Source organism: Geodermatophilus sp. SYSU D00965 (genome assembly GCF_054050075.1).
Map to the genome: position 1 here is coordinate 39,706 of NZ_JBJGYQ010000022.1, position 20,801 is coordinate 60,506.

Consider the following 20,801-nt stretch of genomic DNA (forward strand, 5'->3'; position numbering starts at 1 on the left):
GTGTCCGTGCTGGAGATCCGCGACCTGCACGTCACCGTGGGCGAGGGCGACGACGCCAAGGAGATCCTCCGCGGCGTCGACCTGACCGTCCGCTCCGGTGAGACCCACGCGATCATGGGGCCGAACGGGTCGGGCAAGTCGACCCTGGCGTACTCGATCGCGGGGCACCCCAAGTACACGATCACCGGTGGTTCGGTGACCCTCGACGGCGAGGACGTCCTCGCGATGAGCGTCGACGAGCGCGCCCGGGCCGGCCTGTTCCTGGCCATGCAGTACCCGGTCGAGGTCCCCGGCGTCTCGGTGTCGAACTTCCTGCGCACCGCCGCCACCGCGGTCAAGGGCGAGGCTCCCAAGCTGCGCACCTGGGTCAAGGACGTCAAGACCGAGATGGCGGCCCTGGAGATGGACCCGGCGTTCGCCGAGCGCAACGTCAACGAGGGCTTCTCCGGCGGCGAGAAGAAGCGCCACGAGATCCTGCAGATGCGGCTGCTCAAGCCCGCGATCGCGATCCTCGACGAGACCGACTCCGGCCTCGACGTCGACGCGCTGCGGATCGTCTCCGAGGGCGTCAACCGCACCCGCGAGGAGGGCGAGGTCGGCGTCCTGCTGATCACCCACTACACGCGGATCCTGCGCTACATCAAGCCCGACTTCGTGCACGTCTTCGTCAACGGCAAGATCGTCGAGGAGGGCGGTCCGGAGCTGGCGGAGAAGCTGGAGAACGAGGGCTACGCCGCGTACGTCAAGGGTTCGACGGAGGTCGCGACCGCATGACCCAGACCGTCTCGCGTCCCGGTACCGGGGCGCAGAAGGCGCCCCTGCCTCTGGACGTCGAGGCGATCCGGGCGGACTTCCCGATCCTGTCGCGCACCGTCCGCGACGGGAAGCGGCTGGTCTACCTGGACTCGGGGGCCACGTCGCAGAAGCCGCGCAGCGTCCTGGACGCCGAGCGGGACTTCTACGAGACCTGCAACGCCGCGCCCCACCGGGGCGCGCACCAGCTGGCGGAGGAGGCGACCGGCCGCTACGAGGCGGCGCGGGCCACGATCGGCGCGTTCATCGGCGCGCCGGCCGAGGAGGTCGTCTTCACCCGCAACAGCACCGAGGCGATCAACCTGGTCGCCTACGCGCTGTCCAACGCGGCCACGGCCAAGGAGCCCGAGTTCCGCCGGTACGCCGTCGGCCAGGGCGACGAGATCGTCGTGACCGAGATGGAGCACCACGCCAACCTGGTGCCCTGGCAGCAGCTGTGCGAGCGCACCGGCGCCACGCTGCGCTGGCTCGGGCTGACCGACGACGGGCGGCTGGACCTCGCCGACCTCGCCACCGTGGTCAACGAGCGCACCAAGCTGGTCGCGGTCACCCAGCAGTCGAACATCCTCGGCACGATCAACCCGCTGGAGGAGATCGTCGCCCGGGCGCACGAGGTCGGTGCCCTGGTGCTGGTCGACGGCGCCCAGTCGGTGCCGCACCAGCCGGTCGACGTCGCCGCCCTCGGCGCGGACTTCCTCGTCTTCTCCGGGCACAAGATGCTCGGGCCCACGGGCGTCGGCGTCCTGTGGGGTCGCTACGAGGTGCTCGACGCGCTGCCGCCCTTCCTCACCGGCGGCTCGATGATCGAGGTCGTGCGGATGGAGGGCAGCACGTTCATGCCCCCGCCGCAGCGCTTCGAGGCCGGTGTCCCGATGACCGCCCAGGTCATCGGCCTCGCCGCGGCCGTCGAGTACCTGCAGCGCCTGGGCATGGAGAACGTGCACGCGCACGAGGAGGCGCTCACCGCCTACGCGCTGGCGGCGTTGGCCGAGATCCCCGGCGTCACGGTCGTCGGCCCGCCCGACACCGTGGCCCGCGGCGGCGCCATCTCCTTCACCGTCGACGGCATCCACCCGCACGACGTCGGCCAGGTCCTCGACGACCTCGGCGTCGAGGTGCGGGTCGGCCACCACTGCGCGTGGCCGGTGGTGCGGCGCTACGGCGTCCCGGCCACGACCCGCGCGACGTTCTACGTGCACACCGGCTACGACGACATCGACGCGCTGGCCGACGGGATCCGGAAGGCGCAGCAGTTCTTCGGTGTTGCCCCGGTAGAGGAGGGCTGAGCATGCAGCTCCAGTCGATGTACCAGGAGATCATCCTGGACCACTACCGGAACCCGCACGGCCGCGGACTGCGCGAGCCGTTCGAGGCCGAGGTGCACCACGTCAACCCGACCTGCGGGGACGAGGTGACCCTGCGGGTGCACCTGGACGGCGACCGGCTCGCCGACGTCTCCTACGAGGGGATGGGGTGCTCGATCAGCCAGGCGTCGGTGTCGGCCATGTACGACCTGGTCATCGGCAAGACGGTGCCCGAGGCGCTGGAGACCGGCGAGCACTTCATGACGCTGATGCAGAGCAAGGGCGACACGGCGGTCGCCGAGAAGCTCGAGGACGAGCTCGAGGACGCCGTCGCGTTCGCCGGGGTGTCCAAGTACCCGGCGCGCATCAAGTGCGCGCTGATGAGCTGGATGGCCCTCAAGGACGCATCCGCACGGGCGCTGTCCGTCGCCCAGCCCGCCGCCCCGACTGGAGGTCAATCGTGAGCGAGACGACCGAGAACCCGACGCCCGCGACCGCCGAGACGCCGGCCGACCTGCCGCCGTACAAGTCGGCGCTGCTCGAGGACGTCGAGGAGGCCATGCGCGACGTCGTCGACCCCGAGCTCGGCGTCAACGTCGTCGACCTCGGCCTGGTCTACGGCATCGACGTGGTGGACGACGTCGCCGTCATCGACATGACGCTGACCTCGGCGGCCTGTCCGCTGACCGACGTCATCGAGGACCAGGCGCGCTCGGCGCTCACCGGCGGGCCCGGTCCCGGCCTGGTGGACGACGTCCGGATCAACTGGGTCTGGATGCCGCCGTGGGGCCCCGACAAGATCACCGACGACGGCCGCGAGCAGCTGCGCGCCCTCGGCTTCCGGGTGTAAGGCCCCTTCCTCGCTGCCCTTCGAAGAACACCCCCTGCTCCCCGCCGCTCGCGAGTTCCCGACGGGACCCTGCAGGGGGCGGGCCCTGGAAGGGGGCCGTTCCAGCACGTCGCCTCGGCCCGCGTCCCTGTCCGGGACGCGGGCCGTCGTCGTCTCCGGCTCAGCGCATCTCGGCCAGTCGGCGGGTCCACCCGTCCACCGGCAGCCACTCGCGCCAGGCGCCGAGCGCGGCGAGTGCCGCACCCACCACGAGGGCGGTGCTCACCGGCCACGGCAGGGCGATGAGCCCCAGCAGTCCGGCCATCGCCAGCTCGGTGGTGGCTCCGGCCACGAGCGGTGCCCGTGCCCCGAGGTGCACACCCCCGACCATGACCAGGGCAGCGACGACGATCACGGCCACCGGCCGCGGGCTGTTCGGGACGACCGCCGACCACACCACCGACGGGACGGCGGCCGTCAGCAGCGCCGGGCCCCACACCGGCCAGGAGGGTCCGGAGGCCAGCCGCGGCCCGGCGGCGAGCAGCAGACCCGCGGCCAGGGGCAGGGTGTAGGCCTCGACCACCGACACGTCCGCCAGCGACACCGCCGTCCACGCCGCGACCACCAGTTGCGCGGCTCCGGCCCGCCAGGCGCGCGAGGACTCGGGCGGGTCGACGCGGGGCACCGCCGTCCGCCACGCGTGCCAGGCCCAGGCGCAGGTGAGCACGCCCTGCACGGCCAGCAGCACGGCGAGCACGACCCGGTCGCGCGATCCGACGAGCAGCACGACCGCACCCGCCGCGCAGACCGCGCCGGCGACGAGGGTCGCCTGTCGGGAGTCCGTGTCCAGGAAGTACCCGGCCACGAGGGAGATGGCGTAGAGCCCGCTCAGCAGCACCGCCGCGGCCACCGGGCTCAGCGCTCCGGCGGCGATCGCGAAGACCGCGGCGCCGGCCAGGCAGCCGACCGTCGTCGGGGCCGCGGCAGCCCGCTCGTCCCGCCGCCGCACCGCGACCAGGGCGCTGGGCACCGCGGTGAGCAGGAGCAGCAGGGACAGCTCCGTCCACCGGGCTCCGGCGACTAGTTGCACCACGCTGAACAGCACCAGGGTGCCGCCGGTCGCGACCGCCAGCGGCAACAGCACGCCCCGCGGCCAGCCGGTCAGGAGCGCCGCGGCCACCGAGGCCACCAGCACACCGGTGTAGCCGGCCAGCATCACCCCGGCGGGACCGGGGAAGGCCAGCGGGCCGCCGACCGCGGCGCCCACCACCACCCCGGACAGCACCGGGACGGTGACCGGCCGGCGAAGGAGGGGTTCGAGGTCCCGTTCCAGACGGGCGACCAGCAGCGCCGCCGCGGCGGCCGCCGTCAGCCCGGCGGCGCCCCAGCGTTCCGCCGCCGACCCGCTCCAGGCGGTCACGATCCCGCCGAAGACGCCGGCGACCCACCACGGCGCCGTGGTGACCAGCGCGATCCTGGCCACCAGCCGCCGTCCGCCGAGGACGACGAGGAGGCCTCCCAGGGCCACTCCCAGCGCCGCGGCGGTGCGGGCCCACTCCGACTCCGTGTCCTGCAGCGCCCGCAGCACGGCGAGCTGGACGGCCGCCCAGGAGGCCAGGGGCCAGGTCGCCGGACGTCGCAGCAGCCAGGTGAGCGCGAGGAAGACCCCGGCCAGCACCAGGAGCGGGACGACGGAGCCGCTGAACACCGGAGCGCCCGCGGCACTCGCCCCCAGGACCGCCAGCACGACGGCGGCGACGGCGAGCACCTCCTCGGTGCTGCGCAGCAGGTGGACCGAGCCCCAGGCCGACGCGGCGGCCGCCGCCCCGGCCAACCCGAGCAGCAGCACGCGAGCCGGCCCGGGACCGAACACCGCGGCCGCCGTGCCCCCGCCGCTGACCAGCAGGGCCGCTCCGACCACGAGGAAGACCAACGGCGGTCGTGCGCGGTAGGGGAGCGGTGGCACCGGCGCGGAGCCCATGGCCGTCCCCCTCCCGTGCACCTGCGGCGGGGTCCACGCTAGGGCCGGGAGCGCGGTCCCACCCGCCGGCGGTCAGCGCATCTGCGCCACCCAGGCCACCGCCTCGCGGGCCTGCTGCCGGCGCCGTTCGTAGGTCGCGCCGACCACCAGCAGGACCAGCCCCACGGTGGCCAGCGTCAGCCAGCGCGGCGCGAGCGGGGCGTAGGGCGCCAGCCGGCCCAGCACGACGAAGCCCAGGGACGCCGCGCCCAGGACGAACGGCGCCTGGCGGTGGGCGAGCGTGCCCAGCACGGTCAGTGCCGCCGCGGCTACCACGACGAGCAGCAGCCGCACCACCGACGGCTCGGCGACCGCGACGAGCGCCGAGGGCACCAGCGCGGTCGCGAGCGCCGGCCCCTCCACCGCCCACGACCGACCCCGGGCCCGCAGCTGCGGCAGGGCGACCACCAGCAGCCCGAGCGCCGCGGGCAGCGTGTAGGCCTCCGGGGTCTCGACCCGGGCCCCGGCCGCGGCGACCCAGCCGGCGACGACCAGGTCGGCGACCGCGAGCACCGCCACGTCCCGCCGGCGGCTGACGAGGGCGTAGACGCCGCCCGCGGCGCCGCCGAGACCCAGGTGCAGGGCGGTCTGCCCCCACGCGCCCACCTCGGCCGTCGACAGCGCGGCGACCAGCGCGACCAGGGCCGCCGTCCCCGCGGCCGCCGGCTCCTCCGCGGTGCCCGCCCGGGTGGTCGCGACGGCGAACCCGGCGACGGCCACCACCACGGCCAGCAGCCCGGCCACGGCCGGGGTCAGCCAGCCGTCCTCGCGCGCGAGCAGGACTCCTCCCACCGGGCACAGCAGCGCGGTGACCAGGGCGGCCCGGCGCACCTCGGGCACCCGCACCGCGGCGAGCGCCGCCGGCAGGGCAGCCGCGGCCACCACGAGGCCGAGCAAACCGAGTCGGCCGTCGAGCGCGAGCAGCGCGCTCCCGAGGACGGCGAGGACCCCGCCGCCCGCGAGCAGCGCGGCCAGGGGCACCGGTCGCCGCGCCGCGGGCACGGAGGCGGTGAGCAGCGCGACGCCGAGCCCTGCGGCGGCGACCGCCCCGGGGACGCCGTTGCGCGCGAGCGACCCGGCCAGCGCCACCGCGGTCACCCCCGCCCCGGCCCCCGCCACGAGCACGGCGCGCGGCAGACGTGCCGCCAGCCGCGGGTCCTGCCTCAGCTGCAGGCCGACCGGCCCGGCCCCGGCCAGCAGCGCGGTCGCGAGCCACCCGTCGAGCGCGGACCCCGTCCAGGCGACGGCCGTGCCGACGAGCCCCGCGGCGACCGTGGCCAGCGCCGCCAGCACCTGCGCGACCGGCGCCAGCGCCGGCCGGAGCCGCAGGAGCACCCCCACGTCGAGCAGCGCGGTGCCGAGCAGAGCGGCCGGCGTCGCCGCGGTGGCGCCCTCGGGGACGAGCAGCGCCGGCACCGGCTGGGCGGCGAGCAGGGCGACCAGCGGCCACGTCGCGGTGCTGCTGGTCAGCCGGCCCAGGAGGAGCGCGACGGCGACGACGGTGCCGCACGAGATCGCCGTCCACAGCCGCAGCGGGACGTCGTCGAGGCCCCACAGCCCGAGGGCGTGCGCCGCGCCCAGGTCGACGGCCAGCAGCGCGGCCGCCGCCGCGGCCAGCGTCTCCTCGGTGGCCCGCAGCCCGCGCCGCGCCGTCCACGCCGAGACGCCGCAGGCGGTCGCCGTGACGGTGCCCATCACCGCCGCCTGGAAGACCAGGCCGAGGCGGGTCCAGGCCACGGCGACGAAGGCGATCGCGGCGGCGACGACCAGCAGCGCACCGAGGCCGAGCAGCACCTGCTGCGGGCTGACCCGGCGGGCCGGGGTGCGCGCTGGGACCGGGGGGACCCGCTCGGCGACCTCCGGCGGCGCGGGTGCGACCGGCCACGGCGGCGCGGGTGCGACCGGCCATGGCGGCGGCTGGACGAGGGAGGCAGCCGGGAGTGTCGCCGGGGCGGTGGCGGCCCGCAGCGTGGCCAGCAGCCGCTCCCGGTCGCGGGCCAGCTCGTCGATCGTCGCGCCGATGCGGGCGACCACGCGGGCCGCCTCGCCGACGGCCGGGAGGCCGCAGGACGGGCAGGGCGCCGGGCCCGGGCCGGCACTGGGCAGGCCGCACACCGGGCACGGCGGCCCCGTGAACGGGCCGTACGTCGAGCTCATGCCGGGGATGGTGGCCTCTCCGGGGCCGGCGTGGGTCCCTCGCCGGCCCGCCTGTGGACGGACGTCACCCGCAATGCGGTCGGAAGCGGGCGCGTGAGCGCCTACCCTGGGATCAGTGATCACGACGACCGGTCTCGAGCTGCGCGCCGGCGCCCGCATCCTCATCAGCGAGGCCACCCTCCGCGTGCAGCCCGGCGACCGCATCGGCCTCGTCGGCCGCAACGGCGCCGGCAAGACCACCACCCTGACCACCCTCGCCGGTGAGCGGCTGCCGCACGCCGGCAAGGTGGAGGTGAGCGGCGCGATCGGCTACCTGCCGCAGGACCCGCGCAGCGGCGACCTCGACACCACCGCCAGTGACCGCGTCCTCTCCGGCCGCGGGCTCGACGTCCTCCGCGCGCAGATGACCAAGGCGCAGATCGCGATGGCCGAGCCCGCCGACGACGCCGAGCGCGACCGGGCGGTGCGCCGGTACGGCCGCCTCGAGGACCAGTTCGCCGCGCTCGGCGGGTACGCCGCCGAGAGCGAGGCGGCCCGCATCTGCACCGCCCTCGGCCTGCCCGACCGGGTGCTGGGACAGCCGCTGCGCACCCTCTCCGGTGGGCAGCGCCGCCGCGTCGAGCTGGCCCGCATCCTGTTCTCCGACGCCGAGACGCTGCTGCTCGACGAGCCCACCAACCACCTCGACGCCGACTCGATCACCTGGCTCAAGGGCTTCCTGTCCGCGCACAAGGGCGGGCTGATCGTCATCAGCCACGACGTGGAACTGCTCGACGCCGTCGTCAACAAGGTGTGGCACCTCGACGCCAACCGGGCGACCGTCGACGTCTACAACCTGGGCTGGAAGCCCTACCTGGCGCAGCGGGAGACCGACGAGCGCCGCCGCAAGCAGGAGCGGGCGAACACCGAGCGCAAGATCGACGCGCTGACCGCACAGGCCGACAAGATGCGCGCCAAGGCCACCAAGGCCAAGGCCGCGCAGAGCATGGACAAGCGCGCCCAGCGGCTGGCCGCAGGCCTGGAGGCCGTGCGGGTCTCCGACCGGGTGGCCAAGCTGCGCTTCCCGACGCCGGCGGCCTGCGGCAAGACGCCGCTGACCGCGGAGGGCCTGTCGAAGAGCTACGGCTCGCTGGAGGTCTTCACCGACGTGGACCTCGCCGTCGACCGGGGCACGCGGGTCGTCGTCCTCGGCCTCAACGGGGCCGGGAAGACGACGCTGCTGCGGATGCTGGCCGGCACGGAGGTGCCCGACACCGGCGCGGTGCGCCCCGGGCACGGCCTGCGGATCGGCTACTACGCCCAGGAGCACGAGACCCTCGACCACGACCGCTCGCTGCTGGAGAACATGCGGGCGGCGGCTCCCGAGACCACCGACACCGAGCTGCGGCGGATCCTGGGCGCGTTCCTGTTCTCGGGCGACACCGTCGACCAGCGGGCTGGGACGCTCTCCGGTGGCGAGAAGACCCGGCTGGCGATGGCCACGCTGGTCGTGTCCGGCGCCAACGTGCTGCTGCTCGACGAGCCGACGAACAACCTCGACCCGGCGAGCCGGGAGCAGGTGCTGGACGCGCTGCGCACGTACACCGGCGCGATCGTGCTGGTCACCCACGACGAGGGCGCGGTGCGGGCGCTGGACCCGGACAAGGTGATCCTCCTGCCCGACGGCACCGAGGACGCCTGGAGCGAGGACCTCGTCGATCTCGTCGAGCTGGCCTGACCTCTCGCGTCGCGCGCCGGGGAGTGCTGGGTGATCATGGGTCGCGGGACGCCGCGGTCATGGGGACCCCGGCGCCAAGGGGACGAGCAGCCCGGTGGGCCGTGCGGGTCCGCCGGCCGGCTGCTGACGGAGGGGAGTCATGGCCGACTCGAACACTGCAGACCTCGGCAAGGGCAAGCGGATCACCGGTGACGACCGGTCGTCGCTCGCCGACGACCTCCGCAAGCGGTACGACGGCGGCGAGAGCATCCGCTCCCTGGCGACGTCCACCAACCGCTCGTACGGCTTCGTCCACCGCCTGCTCTCGGAGTCCGGGGCCACCCTGCGCAGTCGCGGTGGGGCCAATCGGAACAGCAAGAAGAGTTGAGCGAGCTCGCGAGCTCGGCCAACGACGCAGCATCTCCGGGCACGCGCTCGACGAGCACCAACGAGGCGAGCGCGTGATCGACGGGGACTCCGGCGGCTGGGTGAGGACGGCGCGCACCGGCGCCGTCCTCACCGTCACGCTGGACCGCCCCGACCAGCTGAACGCGCAGACCCCCGCCACCTGGGCCGCCCTGGCCGCCGTGGGGGAGTCGCTGGACGACGACGTCCGCGTCGTCGTCGTGCGCGGAGCCGGCCGGTCGTTCTCGGCGGGCCTGGACCGCAGCCTGTTCAGCACCGACCCGGGGACCGCGGGCGGCCTGGCCGAGCTGGGGCGGCTGCCGGCCGAGGAGACCCAGGAGCGGATCCGCCGCTACCAGGCCGGCTTCCGCTGGCTGCGGTCACCCGGGATCGTCTCGGTGGCCGCGGTGCAGGGGCACGCCATCGGCGCTGGCGCCCAGCTGGCCCTCGCCTGTGACCTGCGGGTGCTCACCGAGGACGCCCTGCTGCGGCTGCCCGAGGCGACGCTGGGGCTGGTCCCCGACCTCACCGGCACCAGCACGCTGGTGGAGCTGGTCGGCTACTCGCGGGCGCTGGAGATCTGCCTGACCGGCCGCGCCGTGGGGGCCGAGGAGGCGCGGGCCGTCGGGCTGGCCAACGCCGTCGTGCCGGCGGCCGACCTGGACACCGCGGTGGCGGCGCTGGTCGCCGCCCTCACCGCGACGCCGGTGGGGGCCGCCCGGGAGACCGCGGCCCTGGTCCGGTCCGCCGTCCGCAGCGACCCCGCCGCCCAGGACGCCGCGGAGCGGGCGGCGCAGACCCGACGGCTGCGGGAGCTGGCCGCGGGCGGCTGAACCGTCGCAGGGTGCTGGGAGACTCCTCCCTGGAACAGGCCGTCCGACGGGGGTGTTGGCCGGTCGAGAAGGGGGGTGGCGTGGACGTGAGCGGTCCCATGACCTCGATGGCGGCGATGCGCTCGTTCCGCCGCGACCCGTCGGTCACCGCGCGCGAGCTGCCGAAGGGCACCGTGCGCCGCATCCTCGGCGTGGCCCGGCCGTACCGGCGGGACCTGACGTTCTTCGTGCTGCTGGTGATCGGCTCGTCGGTGATCGGGGTGCTCACCCCGCTGCTGGCCGGGCGGATCATCAACCGGATCGCGGGCCTGGAGGGCACGGCGGCCGACATCGTCCGCATCGCGCTGCTCATCGCCGCCCTGGCGGTCCTCGACGCCGGCATCTCGCTGGCCACCCGCTGGTACTCCGCCCGCATCGGCGAGGGCGTCATCTACGACCTGCGCAGCCGGGTCTTCGAGCACGTGCAGCGGATGCCGGTCGCCTTCTTCACCCGGACGCAGACCGGCGCGCTGGTCAGCCGGCTCAACAACGACGTCATCGGCGCGCAGCAGGCGTTCACCTCGACCCTGTCGGGGGTGCTGTCCAACGCCATCGGCCTGGTGCTCACCGCGGGCGTGATGTTCAGCCTCTCCTGGCAGATCACCGCGCTGTCGCTCGCGCTGGTCCCGGTGTTCGTCCTGCCCGCCCGCCGGATCGGGCGCCGGCTGCAGGAGATCACCCGGGAGTCCTACGGCCTCAACGCGTCGATGAACGCGATCATGACCGAGCGGTTCAACGTGGCGGGCGCACTGCTGGTCAAGCTCTTCGGCCGGCCCGGCGCCGAGGCCGAGGGGTTCCGCGGCCGCGCGGCGCGGGTCCGCGACATCGGCGTCCTGTCGGCCATGTACGGGCGCACCTTCTTCACCGCGCTGACCCTCGTCGCGGCCCTGGCGACCGCGCTGGTCTACGGCCTCGGCGGCTGGCTGGCGTTCACCGGGTCGCTGAGCCCGGGCGACGTCGTCGCCCTCGCCCTGCTGCTGTCCCGGCTCTACGGGCCGCTGACCGCGCTGTCCAACGTCCGCGTCGACGTGATGAGCGCGATGGTCAGCTTCGACCGGGTCTTCGAGGTGCTCGACCTGCAGCCGATGATCCGCGAGGAGCCCGACGCCGTCCCGGTGCCCGCGGGGGACCGGTCGATCGAGTTCGACCACGTGTCGTTCAGCTACCCGTCGGCGGCGGAGGTCTCGCTGCCGTCACTGGAGGACGTGTCCCTTCCCGAGCACGGCGGGCCGACCGCCGTCCTGCACGACGTCAGCTTCCGCGTGGAGCCGGGGCAGCTGGTGGCCCTGGTCGGCCACTCCGGCGCGGGGAAGTCGACGATCGCCAACCTGGTGCCGCGGCTGTACGACGCGACCGGCGGGACCGTCCGGGTCGGCGGCGTCGACGTCCGCTCGGTGACGCTGGCCTCGCTGCGCGACGCGATCGGGGTGGTCAGCCAGGACGCGCACCTGTTCCACGACACGATCCGGGCCAACCTGCTCTACGCCCGGCCCGAGGCCACCGAGGAGGAGCTGGAGGCGGCGCTCGCCGGGGCGCGGATCGCCGGGCTGGTCCGCTCGCTGCCCGACGGGCTCGACACCGTCGTCGGCGACCGCGGCTACCGGCTCTCCGGCGGGGAGAAGCAGCGGCTGGCAATCGCTCGGGTGCTGCTCAAGGCGCCCGGCATCGTGATCCTCGACGAGGCGACCGCGCACCTGGACAGCGAGTCGGAGGTGGCGGTGCAGCACGCGCTCGACACCGCGCTGACCGGCCGCACGTCGCTGGTGATCGCCCACCGGCTGTCGACCATCCGCAGCGCCGACCAGATCCTCGTCATCGACGACGGTCGCATCGTGGAGTCGGGCACGCACGCGGAGTTGCTGGCGCTCGGCGGCCGGTACGCCGACCTCTACCGCACCCAGTTCGCGGTCGGCGAGGGGCGGACGGTGGGCGCGGCGTGACCACTACCGTTCCTCCTGTCCCAGCAACGCAGGAGGAGCCAGCGTGACGTCCGCGCACCCGAACGACGCCCAGATCCGTGCGCTCTACGCCCAGTTCCTCGACGGCTGGAACCGGCGCAGCGGCGCCGCGGTCGCGGCCGCCTTCGCCGACGACGGCGACATCATCGGGTACGACGGCACGCACCACCACGGGCGGCTGGCCATCGCCGCCGACTTCCGGCAGATCTTCGGCAGCCACCAGACGGCCACCTACGTCGCGGTGATCCGCACCGTGCGGCCCGTGGCGGCGGGCGTCGCGGTGCTCCTGGCCCACGCCGGGATGATCCCGCCCGGGCACAACGACGTCGATCCGCGCTTCCACACCATCCACACGCTGGTCGCGGTCGACGAGGGCAGCGGCCGCTGGCGGATCTCCCTGCTGCAGGCGACGCCCGCCGCGTGGCAGCAGCACCCCGAGGCCCGCGAGGCGCTGACCCAGGAGCTGCGCGGGCTGCTGGCCCCGCAGTGACCCGGACGCCGGTGCTGGTCGCGGCCGAGGAGCTGCTGCGCCGGCAGGGGAGGGTCATCCTGCTCGACGTCCGCTGGGCGCTCGGGTACGACGCCGCGCGGTCCCGGGCGGAGTACCTGACCGGCCACCTCCCCGGGGCGGTGCTGGTCGACCTCGACGCCGAGCTGGCCGGCCCGCCGTCGGCCGCGGCCGGCCGCCACCCGCTGCCGTCGGTACAGCGACTGCAGTCCGCGGCCCGCCGGTGGGGGATCCGGGACGGCGACCCGGTCGTGGCCTACGACGACAGCGGCGGCCTCGCCGCGGCGCGGGCCTGGTGGCTGCTGCGCTGGGGCGGGCTGGCCGACGTCCGGCTGCTCGACGGCGGCCTGGCGGCGTGGCGGCGCGCCGGCGGCCCGCTGGAGACCGGCGAGGTCGTCCCCGCGCCCGGCGACGTGACCCTCACCCCCGGCGGGATGCCGGTGCTGACCATCGACGAGGCGGCGGCCCTGCCCGGCGCGGGCGGTGTGCTCCTCGACGCCCGCGCCGGCGAGCGCTACCGCGGCGAGACCGAGCCGGTCGACCCCCGCGCCGGCCACGTGCCCGGAGCGGTGAGCGCCCCCACCAGCGGCAACCTCGCCGACGACGGCACGTTCCTTCCAGCCGCTGTACTGGGCGAGCGGTTCGCCGGCCTGGGCGCCGTCCCCGGGCGCGCGGTGGGCGCCTACTGCGGATCCGGGGTCACCGCCGCGCACGAGGTCGCCGCCCTGGCGGTGGCCGGCCTCGACGCGGCACTGTGGCCCGGGTCGTGGTCCCAGTGGTCGGCCGACCCGGACCGCCCCGCGGCCACCGGCTCCGACGCCGGCTGAGCCCCGGCCGTCACGACGCCGGCTGAGCCCCGGCCGTCACGACGCCGGCAGAACCCCGGCCGTCACGACGCCGGCAGGTCCTGCGCCGGGGCGGAGAAGGGGTTGTTCTCGGGGGTGTCCTGCCCCACCCGGAACTGGTGCATCATGTCGTGGTCCTCGTGGCTGGTGTTGTGGCAGTGGAGCATGTACCGGCCGGTGCGGCGGATGGGCTGACCGGCCGGATCGGTGCCGAGGACCCCGCCGAAGCGGGCGATGATCCGGATGACGTCGTTCTCGCCCTGGTAGACGACGTCCTTCGGTCCGCGCTCGTAGGGCTGGGGCGGCTTGCCGTTGCGGCTGAGGATCTTGAAGTCGACCAGGTGCACGTGGATCGGGTGGAACCAGCCCCCGGCGTTGTTCTGCAGCTCCCAGACCTCGACGTCGCCTGGTTGCGGATTGGCGAGGACGTCCTGGAACTCGGAGGCCTCGACGTCGGCCCAGGTCTTCTGGTCGATCGTCCAGTTGCTGTTGTGCCGCCGGAACCGGAGTGCGCGCTTGCGGACCGCATCCGCCTCGGTCAGCTCCATCAGCGGCTTCTCGCCGGGGGCGGCCGGGGGGACCGGTGGCATGGTCAGCGCGGTGTCCGGCACGGTGACCCGGTCGGTCACCTGGAAGGCCATCACCTTGTCGGTGTTGTCGTAGTCGATGGCGTTGTCGATCCCGAGGTTGCGCAGCTCCACCCGCTGACCCGCGCGGAAGGCGCTGAAGTCGATGACCACCTCGTACCGCTCCGCCATGGCGGCCGTCAGCGTGGTCACGGTGACGGGAGCCGGCATCAGACCCCCGTCGGTGGCCACCACCGTGATCGGCGCCTCGGGGGACAGTCTCAGCCGGTAGCCGCGACCGAGTGAGGCGACCAGGATGCGGAACCGGTAGCGGCGCCGCTCCACCGGCATGACCGGCCACGGGACGCCGTTGACCAGGATGACGTCGCCGTTGATCCCGGACTGGCTGTTGTCGTCGAAGAGCAGCTGGCCCTTCTCGGTGAAGGCCGCGTCGTTGATGACCAGCGGGACGTCGTACGGGCCGCTCGGGAGCTGTCCGTCGACCGGGTTGCGGACGACGTACATGCCGGCCAGGCCCATGTAGACGTTCTCCGTCGTCCGCATGACCGCGTGGTCGTGGTACCAGATCGTGCGCTCCTCCTCGATGTTGTCGTAAAGGTAGTCCTTGAACTGGCCCGGCATGGTGAGGTCGTTGGCGTAGCCGTCGTACTGCGGCCGCGACGGCGCCCCGTGCAGGTGCGTCGAGGTCGCCGGCACGTAGCCCAGGGTGGGGTGCTTCTCCGGGAGCCGGTTGGCCTGGCGGACGGCGATCGGCACGCCGCGGGTCGCGCGGATGGTCGGCCCGGGGAACTGGCCGTTGTAGCCCCACATCGTGGTCGTGACGCCGGGCAGGATCCGTGCCTGGAAGGGGCGCTGCGTGATCTCGTAGAGCGGGCGTTGCGCCCCCGCGACCGTGATCGTCCCCGTCGGCAGCAGGTCCTCCGGCTGCCGGAACGGGAGGGTGTAGGGCCGGGGCAGGTTCTTGAACTCCGAGGCGCGCTTGGCTCTGAGCGGACCGGGCAGGAACGGGAAGGTCACGGCTGCGGTGCCCAGCACGCCGACCTTCAGGGCGTCGCGGCGGGTGAGGGTGGGCTGGTCCATGGCGGTGCTCCTGGTATCGGTGCCCCCGTGCGGCATCGGTCCCCGTGACCGCCACCCTCGCCCGGTTCCGGAACGGTCCCGAGCCGCCGCTGGGGGGTACTAGGACCCCCGCCCTTGGGGGACCGGACTCAGTGCAGGACCTTGAGCCCGATCACGCAGCCGACGATCCCGGCCACCAGGAGCAGCCGTACCGCCGACGCCGGCTCCTGGCCGGTGACCATCGCGATCCCGACGGTGAGGGCGGCACCGATGCCCACCCAGACGGCGTAGGCGGTGCCGACCGGGAGCTCCCGCATGGCGAAGGCGAGTCCGCCCATGCTGAGCAGCAGGCTCACGGCGAAGACGATCGAGGGGACCAGCCGGGTGAAGCCCTCGGAGCGGCCGAGCGCGGTGGCCCAGACGGCCTCCAACACGCCGGACAGGACGAGCACGAGCCAGGACACGATGCCTCCCGGGCGCCGTCTTGTCGCTGTCCGGGTACGGCACCGCTCGTCCGGGGGCTCGGGAGGAGGCCCGGACCCCAGGCTCTCACACCGGGCCGGCGTCGTCTCCCAGAGCGCGGGCGATCCCGGTCACCACGACGTCGTGGTCGAGCGCGGCGTCCTCCCGCCGGTGCAGGCCGAGTTCGACGACCCGGCCGTCGCACGGCTCCTCGGGGCTGTCGTCAGCGGCCGCGCCGAGCAACTGCGCCAGCCCGTCGAGCGTGGGTTGCCACAGGCCCGGCCAGTTGCAGCCGGGCGGCACCGCGAAGGCCAGCTGCAGCGCGATCGGACCGACCGGCAGCGCCGGCTCCCCGGCGAGCTGCTCACGCACCTGCTCGGTGAACTGCGGCGACCCCACCGACGTGGTGGTCCGGACGGTGAACCGGCGGTCGCCCTCGGGCTCGGGCACCGGCCGGGCCTCGGCCACGCGCAGCACGGTGTCCTCGCCGGGCGCCTTGGCCGCCCAGACGCTGGCCAGCTCCCATCCGCCCTGGGACTCCAGCCACTCGGCCAGCGGGCAGACGTAGTGCCCCAGGCCGTACTGGTCGAGCAGCCGGACGTCCTCGGGCAGCCCGACGTCGAGCCGCAGCCCCGTGGGCCCGGACGGCGGCGCTCCGAGGACCGACTGGGCGTGGGTGACGAAGGCGCGCACGTGCACCTGGTCGGGGTGGCCGGTCGCCATCCAGCCGGCCAGGCGGGGGGCGATGCCCAGCCGGCGGGGTTCCCCGTCCGGCCGGGCGTAGAAGACGACGTCGGAGCCCATGACGGCAGCCTCGCCCGCCGCGGGCCGGCGGACAACCGAACGCCCTCCTCAGGCCGGCAGGGCCGCGTCGTAGCGGTCGAGCAGAACGGCGGCGATCCGCTCGTCGGGCAGCAGCGGAGCGGTGACGGCGTCCGCGCCGGCCGCGGTCAGCTTGTCGTGGAAGTGCCCGGGGGCGAGCAGGTAGGCGGCGAGCACCACCCGGACGGCGCCGGCGGCCCGTGCCGCGGCGACCGCCTCGGGTACCGGCGGTGTCGCTGCAGACCCGTAGCCGGTGGTCACTGGCCCGCCCCACCGCTGCTGGAGCAGGCCGGCGGTGTGCTCGACGTCGGCCCGCGACCGGGGGTCGCTGGACCCGGCGGCGGCGAGGACGACGGCGGTGCGGGGGTCCTGCGGGTGGGCGCCGGCGGCCGCCAGCCGGTCGGCCAGCACCGCGACCAGGCGCGGGTCGGGCCCCAGCGGCCGGGCGGCGCGGGCGGAGTCGTGCGCCTGCACGGCGCGGGCGATGTCGACGTGCACGTGGTAGCCGCCCGACAGCAGCAGGGGGACGACGACCGCCGCGCGGCCCTGCCCGGAGAGGCCGCTGACCACGTCGGCCACGGTGGGGGGCTGGACGTCGACGAAGGCCGCCGTGGTCTCCAGGCCGGGCCGCAGCCGGCGGGCGGCGAGGGCGAGCTCGGCGACCAGCCGGCGGCCGGTCGGGTTGCGCGTCCCGTGCGCGCAGGCGACCAGGACCGGCGCCGCGGCGGGGTCTCCGGGGGAGGGCACGCGTCGGCCCGCTAGAGCGCCCGAAGGACGCCGCCGTCCACCGGGATCATCGCGCCGGTCACGAAGGAGGCGGCGGGGGAGAGGAGGAAGGCCGCCACCCGGCCGAACTCCTCGGGCTTGCCGACCCGCCGCAGCGGGATGCCGGCCTCGGTGCGGGCCCGCATCGCGGCGGCGTCGCCCGAGGCCTCCTCGATGTCGGTGATCCGGTCGGTGGCGATGGTGCCCGGCATCAACCCGACCACCCGGATGCCGCGGGGCCCCAGCTCGTCGGCCAACGCCTTGGCCGTCATCGCCAGGCCCGGCCGCAGCCCGTTGGAGATGGCCAGGTGACCGATCGGCTGGCGCACCGAGGTGGAGAGCACGAAGGCGATCACGGCACCGGCGTCCAGGTGCGGCACCAGCGCCTTGACCAGCCGCAGCGGGCCGAGCAGCACGCTCTCCACGCCGTCGCGCCAGTTCTCCTCGGCGGACTCCAGCACCGTCCCCGGCGTCGGTCCGCCGACCGAGACGAGGACGCCGTCGACGCCGCCCAGCCCGGTCAGCGCCGCCTCGACCAGCCGCTCGGCGGCGCCGGGGTCGGCCAGGTCGGCCGCGACCCCGGCCGCCGCCGGCGCCCCGCCCAGCGAGGCGACGGCGGCGTCCACGGAGTCGGGGGAGCGGGAGCTCAGCAGCACCCGCGCCCCGTCGTCGACCAGGGCCCGGGCGGCCGCGAGCCCCAGCCCGCGGCTCGCACCGGTCAGCAGGTAGCGGCGGCCACCCAGGCCCAGGTCCACGTCGACCGGCCGGATCAGGCCGACGCGGCGCGCAGCGAGCGCAGCACGTACTGCATGATCCCGCCGTTGCGGTAGTAGGCCGCCTCACCAGGGGTGTCGATCCGGACGGTGGCGTCGAACTCCACGTCACCGGCCTTCACCTTCACCGTGCGCGGGGTCTCGCCGTCGTTGAGCGCGGTGATCCCGGTGATGGTGAACTCCTCGTCGCCGGTCAGGCCCAGCGACTCGCGGTTCTGGCCCTCGGGGAACTGCAGCGGCAGCACGCCCATGCCGATGAGGTTGGAGCGGTGGATCCGCTCGTAGCTCTCGGCGATGACCGCCTTGACGCCGAGCAGCGCCGTCCCCTTGGCCGCCCAGTCGCGCGACGACCCGGAGCCGTACTCCTTGCCGGCCAGCACGACCAGCGGGATGCCCTGCTCCTGGTAGGCGACCGACGCGTCGTAGATCGACGTCGTCTCGCCGGTGAGGTGGTTCTTGGTGACGCCACCCTCGGTGCCGGGCACGAGCAGGTTGCGCAGCCGGATGTTGGCGAACGTGCCGCGGATCATCACCTCGTGGTTCCCGCGCCGGGAGCCGTAGGAGTTGAAGTCGCGGCGCTCGACGCCGTGCTCCTGCAGGTACCGGCCCGCGGGGCTGTCGGCCTTGATCGAGCCGGCCGGGGAGATGTGGTCGGTGGTCACCGAGTCGCCGAGCACCGCCAGCGTGCGGGCGCCGGTGATGTCCTGCACCGGGGCCGGGGTCTCCGGCATGCCCTCGAAGTACGGGGGCTTGCGGACGTAGGTGCTCTCCGCGTCCCAGGCGAAGGTGTCACCGGTCGGCGTGGGCAGGTTCTGCCACTGCTCGGTGCCGGCGAAGACGTCCTCGTAGCTGCGGCCGAACTGCTCCGCCGAGATCGCCTCGTCGATCACCCGCTGGACCTCGGCCGGCGAGGGCCAGATGTCGCGCAGGTACACGTCCTGCCCGTCCTTGCCCTTGCCCAGCGGCTCGGTGGTGATGTCGACGTCCATCGAGCCGGCCAGCGCGTAGGCGATGACCAGCGGCGGACTGGCCAGGTAGTTCATCTTGACGTCGGGGTTGATCCGGCCCTCGAAGTTGCGGTTGCCCGACAGCACCGAGACGACGGCGAGGTCGGCCTCGTTCACGGCCGCCGACACCGGCTCCGGCAGCGGGCCGGAGTTGCCGATGCAGGTCGTGCAGCCGTAGCCGACCAGGAAGAAGCCGAGCTTCTCCAGGTACGGGGTGAGGTTGGCCTTCTCGTAGTAGTCCGTGACGACCTTCGAGCCCGGCGCGAGCGTCGTCTTCACCCAGGGCTTGCTCGACAGGCCCAGCTCGACGGCCTTCTTGGCCAGCAGGGCTGCGCCGATCATGACCTGCGGGTTCGAGGTGTTGGTGCAGGAGGTGATCGCGGCGATCACCACGTGACCGTGGTCGACGAAGGTCTCCGTGCCGTCCTCGAGCACCACCCGGGTGGGCTTCGAGGGACGGTCGGGGACGCGGTCGGGGACGACGTGGTGCGGCTTGCCGGCGTCGCCGTTGCCGTGCGCGAACGGGCTCACCGGGTCCGAGGCCGGGAAGGACTCCTCCGAGGCCTCGTCGACGGCCGACTCGGTGTCGCGCGGGGCGTCGTCGTCGTCCTTCTGCATCTCGTCGACCGGCGCGTAGGTGGGCAGCGCCTGCCGGAAGGAGGCCTTGGCGTCCGACAGCGCGACCCGGTCCTGCGGGCGCTTCGGGCCGGCGATGGAGGGGACGACGGTGGAGAGGTCAAGCTCCAGGTACTCGGAGAAGGACGGCTCGCGGGAGGCGTCGTGCCAGAGGCCCTGCTCCTTGGCGTAGGCCTCGACCAGCGCGACCTGCTCGGCGGAGCGCCCGGTCAGCCGCAGGTAGGAGATGGTCTCCTCGTCGATGGGGAACATCGCCGCGGTGGAGCCGAACTCCGGGCTCATGTTGCCGATCGTGGCGCGGTTGGCCAGCGGGACGGCGGAGACGCCCTCGCCGTAGAACTCGACGAACTTCCCGACCACCCCGTGCTGGCGGAGCATCTCGGTGATCGTGAGGACCAGGTCGGTCGCGGTGGAGCCCTCGGGCAGCTGGCCGGTCAGCTTGAAGCCGACGACCCGCGGGATGAGCATCGACACCGGCTGGCCGAGCATCGCGGCCTCGGCCTCGATGCCGCCGACGCCCCAGCCCAGCACGCCCAGGCCGTTGACCATCGTGGTGTGCGAGTCGGTGCCCACGCAGGTGTCGGGGTAGGCGACGACGCGGTCACCCTCCTGGCGCGGGAACACGACGCGGGCCAGGTGCTCGATGTTGACCTGGTGGACGATGCCGGTGCCCGGGGGCACGACCTTGAAGTCGCTGAACGCGCCCTGGCCCCAGCGGAGGAACTGGTAGCGCTCGCCGTTGCGCTCGTACTCGATCTCGACGTTGCGCTCGAAGGACTCCGGCGTGCCGAAGACGTCGGCGATCACGGAGTGGTCGATCACGAGCTCGGCCGGGGCGAGCGGGTTGATCTTCTGCGGGTCGCCGCCGATCTCGGCCATGGCCTCGCGCATGGTGGCCAGGTCGACGATGCAGGGGACGCCGGTGAAGTCCTGCATGACCACGCGGGCCGGGGTGAACTGGATCTCCTGGTCCGGCTGGGCGTTGGGGTCCCAGCCGGCCAGCGCCCGGATGTGGTCGGCGGTGATGTCGGCGCCGTCCTCGGTGCGCAGCAGGTTCTCGAGCAGCACCTTCAGGCTGAAGGGCAGCTTCTCGGAGCCCTCGACGGCGTCGAGCCGGTAGATGTCGTAGTCGGTGCCGTCGACGCTCAGCGTCGCCCGTGCTCCGAAGCTGTCCTTGCTGGCTGCCACTGCTCTGCGCCTACCCCTCGCTGGTCGATCGCGCTGATTGCCACCCCCGATCATCCCAGCCGCCGTCCGCAGGCGCGCAGGTGAGGCGACCCTTG

General features: G+C 74.3%; 18 protein-coding genes and 1 riboswitch. Of the genes, 10 read left to right on the forward strand and 8 right to left on the reverse strand.

The window, feature by feature from the left end; genetic code table 11:
• From sufC to ACI789_RS19325, 4 genes are read left to right on the forward strand one after another with little or no spacing between them, the layout of a single operon-like run.
• A complete protein-coding gene (gene sufC, locus ACI789_RS19310) occupies positions 1-774 on the forward strand; it encodes a Fe-S cluster assembly ATPase SufC (protein ID WP_456917284.1) in 774 nt (257 codons plus the stop codon).
• Entirely contained in the window at positions 771-2,099 is a 1,329-nt protein-coding gene (locus ACI789_RS19315; RefSeq protein WP_457010984.1) for a cysteine desulfurase, read from the forward strand. Before sufC ends, ACI789_RS19315 begins: the two co-directional genes overlap by 4 nt.
• A 2-nt stretch (positions 2,100-2,101) precedes the next feature.
• On the forward strand, positions 2,102-2,581 hold the full coding sequence (gene sufU / locus ACI789_RS19320; RefSeq protein ID WP_457010985.1) for a Fe-S cluster assembly sulfur transfer protein SufU: 480 nt from the start codon (positions 2,102-2,104) through the stop codon (positions 2,579-2,581).
• A complete protein-coding gene (locus ACI789_RS19325) occupies positions 2,578-2,967 on the forward strand; it encodes a metal-sulfur cluster assembly factor (RefSeq protein WP_457010986.1) in 390 nt (129 codons plus the stop codon). Before sufU ends, ACI789_RS19325 begins: the two co-directional genes overlap by 4 nt.
• A 160-nt stretch (positions 2,968-3,127) precedes the next feature.
• On the opposite strand, the gene ACI789_RS19330 is transcribed toward ACI789_RS19325, so the two are convergent.
• Both ACI789_RS19330 and ACI789_RS19335 read right to left on the reverse strand, forming a co-directional pair.
• A complete protein-coding gene (locus ACI789_RS19330) occupies positions 3,128-4,927 on the reverse strand; it encodes an SCO7613 C-terminal domain-containing membrane protein (RefSeq protein ID WP_457010987.1) in 1,800 nt (599 codons plus the stop codon).
• Between the two features lie 72 nt (positions 4,928-4,999).
• On the reverse strand, positions 5,000-7,123 hold the full coding sequence (locus ACI789_RS19335; RefSeq protein WP_457010988.1) for a DUF2157 domain-containing protein: 2,124 nt from the start codon (positions 7,121-7,123) through the stop codon (positions 5,000-5,002).
• 115 nt (positions 7,124-7,238) lie between these two features.
• Between ACI789_RS19335 and ACI789_RS19340 the strand changes: the two genes are divergently transcribed.
• The 6 genes from ACI789_RS19340 (at position 7,239) to ACI789_RS19365 (ending at position 13,389) form a co-directional block, all read left to right on the forward strand.
• Positions 7,239-8,840, forward strand: coding sequence for an ABC-F family ATP-binding cassette domain-containing protein (locus tag ACI789_RS19340; protein WP_457010989.1), 1,602 nt, complete (start codon positions 7,239-7,241; stop codon positions 8,838-8,840).
• 139 nt (positions 8,841-8,979) lie between these two features.
• The gene (locus ACI789_RS19345; protein WP_456917291.1) at positions 8,980-9,207 is read left to right on the forward strand and encodes a helix-turn-helix domain-containing protein; all 228 of its coding nucleotides are present in this window, start codon (positions 8,980-8,982) and stop codon (positions 9,205-9,207) included.
• Positions 9,208-9,280: 73 nt separating this feature from the next.
• The gene (locus ACI789_RS19350; protein ID WP_457010990.1) at positions 9,281-10,057 is read left to right on the forward strand and encodes an enoyl-CoA hydratase/isomerase family protein; all 777 of its coding nucleotides are present in this window, start codon (positions 9,281-9,283) and stop codon (positions 10,055-10,057) included.
• Positions 10,058-10,143: 86 nt separating this feature from the next.
• Positions 10,144-12,036 (forward strand): ABC transporter ATP-binding protein, encoded by a 1,893-nt coding sequence (locus ACI789_RS19355; protein WP_456917293.1) that lies wholly within the window; start codon positions 10,144-10,146, stop codon positions 12,034-12,036.
• Between the two features lie 43 nt (positions 12,037-12,079).
• Positions 12,080-12,544, forward strand: coding sequence for an SgcJ/EcaC family oxidoreductase (locus ACI789_RS19360; protein WP_456917294.1), 465 nt, complete (start codon positions 12,080-12,082; stop codon positions 12,542-12,544).
• Positions 12,541-13,389, forward strand: coding sequence for a sulfurtransferase (locus tag ACI789_RS19365; RefSeq protein WP_457010991.1), 849 nt, complete (start codon positions 12,541-12,543; stop codon positions 13,387-13,389). Before ACI789_RS19360 ends, ACI789_RS19365 begins: the two co-directional genes overlap by 4 nt.
• Positions 13,390-13,451: 62 nt before the next feature.
• Here ACI789_RS19365 and ACI789_RS19370 read toward each other — a convergent pair whose 3' ends face one another.
• From ACI789_RS19370 to ACI789_RS19395, 6 genes are all read right to left on the reverse strand, one after another.
• Positions 13,452-15,074 (reverse strand): multicopper oxidase family protein, encoded by a 1,623-nt coding sequence (locus ACI789_RS19370; RefSeq protein ID WP_457010992.1) that lies wholly within the window; start codon positions 15,072-15,074, stop codon positions 13,452-13,454.
• 128 nt (positions 15,075-15,202) lie between these two features.
• The gene (locus tag ACI789_RS19375; protein ID WP_456917297.1) at positions 15,203-15,517 is read right to left on the reverse strand and encodes a DMT family transporter; all 315 of its coding nucleotides are present in this window, start codon (positions 15,515-15,517) and stop codon (positions 15,203-15,205) included.
• Positions 15,518-15,526: 9 nt separating this feature from the next.
• Positions 15,527-15,592, reverse strand: a riboswitch (guanidine-III (ykkC-III) riboswitch).
• Between the two features lie 10 nt (positions 15,593-15,602).
• On the reverse strand, positions 15,603-16,319 hold the full coding sequence (locus tag ACI789_RS19380; RefSeq protein WP_457010993.1) for a hypothetical protein: 717 nt from the start codon (positions 16,317-16,319) through the stop codon (positions 15,603-15,605).
• A gap of 48 nt (positions 16,320-16,367) precedes the next feature.
• Entirely contained in the window at positions 16,368-17,084 is a 717-nt protein-coding gene (locus tag ACI789_RS19385) for a sirohydrochlorin chelatase (protein WP_457010994.1), read from the reverse strand.
• Between the two features lie 11 nt (positions 17,085-17,095).
• On the reverse strand, positions 17,096-17,857 hold the full coding sequence (locus ACI789_RS19390; protein ID WP_457010995.1) for an SDR family oxidoreductase: 762 nt from the start codon (positions 17,855-17,857) through the stop codon (positions 17,096-17,098).
• A gap of 14 nt (positions 17,858-17,871) precedes the next feature.
• Positions 17,872-20,706 (reverse strand): aconitate hydratase, encoded by a 2,835-nt coding sequence (locus tag ACI789_RS19395; protein ID WP_457010996.1) that lies wholly within the window; start codon positions 20,704-20,706, stop codon positions 17,872-17,874.
• Positions 20,707-20,801: the final 95 nt, after the last annotated feature.

Coding starts and splice junctions, on each gene's coding strand:
- ACI789_RS19315 (WP_457010984.1), top strand. CDS start 771: ATGACCCAGACCGTCTCGCGTCCCGGTACCGGGGCGCAGAAGGCGCCC.
- sufU (WP_457010985.1), top strand. CDS start 2,102: ATGCAGCTCCAGTCGATGTACCAGGAGATCATCCTGGACCACTACCGG.
- ACI789_RS19330 (WP_457010987.1), bottom strand. CDS start 4,927: ATGGGCTCCGCGCCGGTGCCACCGCTCCCCTACCGCGCACGACCGCCG.
- ACI789_RS19335 (WP_457010988.1), bottom strand. CDS start 7,123: ATGAGCTCGACGTACGGCCCGTTCACGGGGCCGCCGTGCCCGGTGTGC.
- ACI789_RS19345 (WP_456917291.1), top strand. CDS start 8,980: ATGGCCGACTCGAACACTGCAGACCTCGGCAAGGGCAAGCGGATCACC.
- ACI789_RS19370 (WP_457010992.1), bottom strand. CDS start 15,074: ATGGACCAGCCCACCCTCACCCGCCGCGACGCCCTGAAGGTCGGCGTG.
- ACI789_RS19380 (WP_457010993.1), bottom strand. CDS start 16,319: ATGGGCTCCGACGTCGTCTTCTACGCCCGGCCGGACGGGGAACCCCGC.